Source organism: Kitasatospora sp. NPDC004799, assembly GCF_040609095.1.
Taxonomy (GTDB): domain Bacteria; phylum Actinomycetota; class Actinomycetes; order Streptomycetales; family Streptomycetaceae; genus Kitasatospora.
Genome location: NZ_JBEXJK010000594.1, coordinates 1 through 3,635 on the forward strand (window position 1 = coordinate 1; position 3,635 = coordinate 3,635).

The following is a 3,635-nucleotide window of genomic DNA, read 5'->3' on the forward strand; positions in this document are numbered from 1 at the left end:
CTTCAACTGGCTGACGTACTACGGCGGGAAGTTCTCCACCAGCCAGAAGCGCGGCGTCTTCACCGACGTCGCGCTGGAGCTGCTGCCCGCCGACTTCCCGCTCCCGTCCGTGCGTCGTGGCCTCCGGTCCGCGGGAGGCCCTCTCCGACTTCCGGCGCCACCGGCGGGGGCTCGCTCCGATCCGCGCGCCGGATCAGGCCTGGTCCGGAGCCGATCGCCGCATCCGCGCGCTCTGTCGGCGGCCCGGCCTGGGCGGCCAAGCTACCGGAGGACCGTCCTGTCGGCCGCTCGGGCCACCCCCTCGGGGACCGCAGGCGATCCGGTGAGCGACGGGCCGTCAGGGCCCGTACCGCCCGACCACCTCGCGGTGCGGGCCCGGGAGAGGCTGCCGAGGTTCGCCACGACGCACAGAAAGGTGGCTTCCATGCCTTCGGTCCACGACAACGCCTCCGCGCCCTCGGGGCGCCTGCGCCGGCTGCGACGCCGCGCGGTGCTGGCCCTGGCCGCCGTCGTCCTCGGCCCGCTGGGCGCGACCCTGCCGGCCACGCCGGCGCACGCGGAGGGCCCCACCGCCGGGCAGCGGCTGGTCTACATCGCCAACGTGCGCGGGAACTCGGTCACGGCCTACGACCCGTCGACCAACACCACCGTCGCGACCGTGCCGGTCGGTTCCTACCCCGAAGGGGTGGCCGTCTCCCCGGACGGCTCGCAGGCCTACGTCACCAACAACGGCAGCAACACGGTGTCGGTGATCGACACCGCCACCAACACCGTCGCCTCGACCATCCCGGTCGGCCGGTTCCCGGCTCCGGTGGCGTTCGCCCCCGACGGCGCGCACGCCTACGTCGGACGCTTCGTCAGCCCGGGTGTCGGCGGCGTCGACGTCATCGACACCGCCACTCAGACCGTCACCACGACCGTCCAGGTCGGCAACCAGCCGTTCGGCATCGCGCTGACCCCCGACGGCAGGCGCGCCTACGTGGCCAACTTCGTCGGCAGCTCGGTCTCGGTCATCGACACCGCGACCAACACCGTCACCGCCACCATCTCCCACCCCATCGCCCACACCCCGGCCGCCGTGGCGATCACCCCGGACGGCCTGCACGCCTACACCGCGAACTACAACAGCAACAACGTCTCCGTGATCGACACCGCCACCGACACGATCACCGCCACGATCCCCGTCCCGTCCGGCCCGGAGGGCGTGACGATCACCCCGGACGGCGCGCAGCTGTACGTCGCCAACGCCGGCGCCAACACCGTGACGGTCATCGACACCGCCACCAACACCGTCACCGCCAGCATCCCGGTCGGCCGCGCCCCGACCGCGGTGCTGGCCGACCCGGCCGGCGGCGCGGCCTACGTCACCAACAGCGGTGCCAACACCGTCTCGGCGATCGACACCGCCACGAACACCGTGACCGGCAGCGCCGGCACCGGCGCGGTCCTGTTCGGCGGCACGCCGGCCACCGACGTCACCGTCGTCGACGACTTCACCGTCACCGCGACGATCCCGGCCCACGCCGCCGGCACCGTCGACGTCACGGTGAGCACCCCGGCCGAGACGAGCCCGGCCACCGCCGCCGACCGCTACACCTACGCCTACCCGTTCACCGGCTTCCTGCCGCCGGTCGAGAACCCGCCCGCGGTCAACCAGGCCCGCGCCGGCCAGGTGGTCCCGGTCATGTTCAGCCTGGAGGGCGACCGCGGCCTGGACATCCTCGCCCCGGCTCGCCGACGACGCAGACCGTCGACTGCGCCACCGGCGACCCGCTCGGCCCGACCGCCCCCACCGGCACGCCGGGCAACGTCGGGCTGCTGTACGACAGCGACAGCGACACCTACACGTGCCTCTGGAAGACCCTGCGGTCCTACGCCGGCACCTGCCAGCTGTTCACGCTCGGCCTGGACGACGGCACCACCCACACCGCCCTCTTCCGGTTCCGCTGACCGGAACCCGTCCGCCCCGGGTGCCCGGCCGCTGGAAAGCCCCAGCGACCGGGCACCCGCCGCGCGCACCGGGGTCAGGACAGGTAGTCCTCCAGCCCGCCGTCGCGCCGGATGTCCAGGGTGACGCAGTGGAAGCCGCCGCCGAGCACCCGGGAGTGCCGCAGCCGGTGCGGCAGGACGGTGATCCCGGCGTGCTCCAGCACCTTGATCAGGCCCTCCTGGCCGGCCTCGACGATCGCCGTGTCCGGGGAGACCATCAGCAGGTTCATGGTGATCCAGCTCTCGCTGAGCGCGTGCTCGGGCGCCGGGCCGGAGGGCTCGGCCGGCGGGCACCACAGCACGTCCCAGCCGCGCAGCGGTTCCGGGACGCTCTCCGGGCCGATCCGCTCCGGGTTGAGCAGCACCAGCCCCGGCCGCAGCAGCGCGATGGTGCTGTCGATGTGGGTGTAGCCGTAGACGTCCCGCAGCGGGTGCAGCCGCAGGCCGCCGTCGCCGAGCAGGCCGAGGGTGGATTCCAGCCAGCGCAGGCCGAGTTCGTTCCCGCTGCGGGAGACCTGGTAGAACACGTCCCGGCCGAGCCGCAGCACGTTCGCGGCGTCGAAGACCGGCTCGTCCTCGCCCAGCAGCGGGAGCCCGTCCGCGTCCAGCTCGAAGAGCTCGTCGCGCAGTCGCGGCCGGGGAGCGGCCAGCCAGCGGGCGCCGCGGCCCAGGTAGTCCTGGAAGAGTCCGCGCAGCCCGAAGACCTCGAAGTAGCGCTGCCGCATCGGGCTCGCCACCTCGATCAGCGTCTCCCCGACCACCAGGGTCAGGTCCCGCGGGCAGTAGGAGTGGAAGCCGCCGTCGACCGTCCACAGCGGGGAGGCGAACGCGGCCGCGTGGTCGACGGGTTCGGGCTGGTGGACGATGACGCCGAGGCCGCGCAGGGTAGCGACCAGCGCGTCCAGGTCCTCCTCGGTCTCCTCCACGACCTGCCGCGCGTAGGGGCCGGCCTCGATCGAGGCGAGGTCGGCGGCACTGGTCTTCGGGAAACAGGACAACCGGGCGGACGGCTCGGTCTGCTCGGGCAGCCGGGCGCCGACGGCGGTCCCGACCACGATCTCCCGCAGTGTGGTGAATTCGTCCCAGCTGTGGACCGGACGGGCCGAATCGGACATGACTCTCCCTTGGCAAGAGTTCAGGGAAACACGGAGACAGCACTGCGGCAGACGACGGCTTCGAACCGCACCGCAGGAATTCATCGCCGGCCCGGCTCCAGCCGACCACGCGTACGGGAAATCACCGGCGGGGCAGCCGAATTCGCCTTTCGAGGGCCGGGATCGACTGTCAAGCTACCCGGACGACCGACGGCGGCGCAAGAACCGTGATCGGCGCCGAATACGCCACCGCGACGACCCGCCGGCCGATCCGTGCGTTGTTCAACTCCCCTGTCTCCGAGGCCGATCAATGCCCGGCAGAGGGCCGGTGAGACGGCCGGGGAGAGGGGCCGCGGGGCGCTCCGGCAGGCGACCTTCCGGGCCCCGCGCTCACCAGCGCCAGGCCCGGCGGATCCGGCTCCCGCCCGCCAGCGCCAGCAGCGCCCCGCCCGCCGCGGCGACTCGGCCATCTGCTGGGCGGTCGCCTCGTCGGCCTTCACCGGGTTGGTCTCCGGGTAGACCGTCTCGGTCGGGCGGACCGCCTCCTTCGGG

Annotated in this window: 1 protein-coding gene and 1 pseudogene; one reads left to right on the plus strand and one right to left on the minus strand. The window is 73.1% G+C overall.

The annotated features are described in order from the left end of the window. Positions 1-424: 424 nt before the first annotated feature. Positions 425-1,950, plus strand: a pseudogene (locus tag ABZW03_RS38600) (PxKF domain-containing protein). 74 nt (positions 1,951-2,024) lie between these two features. Here the strand turns inward: ABZW03_RS38600 and ABZW03_RS38605 are convergent. Beyond that, positions 2,025-3,104, minus strand: a complete 1,080-nt coding sequence (locus ABZW03_RS38605) for an inosamine-phosphate amidinotransferase 1 (RefSeq protein WP_355269213.1) — start codon at positions 3,102-3,104, stop codon at positions 2,025-2,027. Positions 3,105-3,635 lie beyond the last annotated feature (531 nt).

Coding starts and splice junctions, on each gene's coding strand:
- ABZW03_RS38605 (WP_355269213.1), bottom strand. CDS start 3,104: ATGTCCGATTCGGCCCGTCCGGTCCACAGCTGGGACGAATTCACCACA.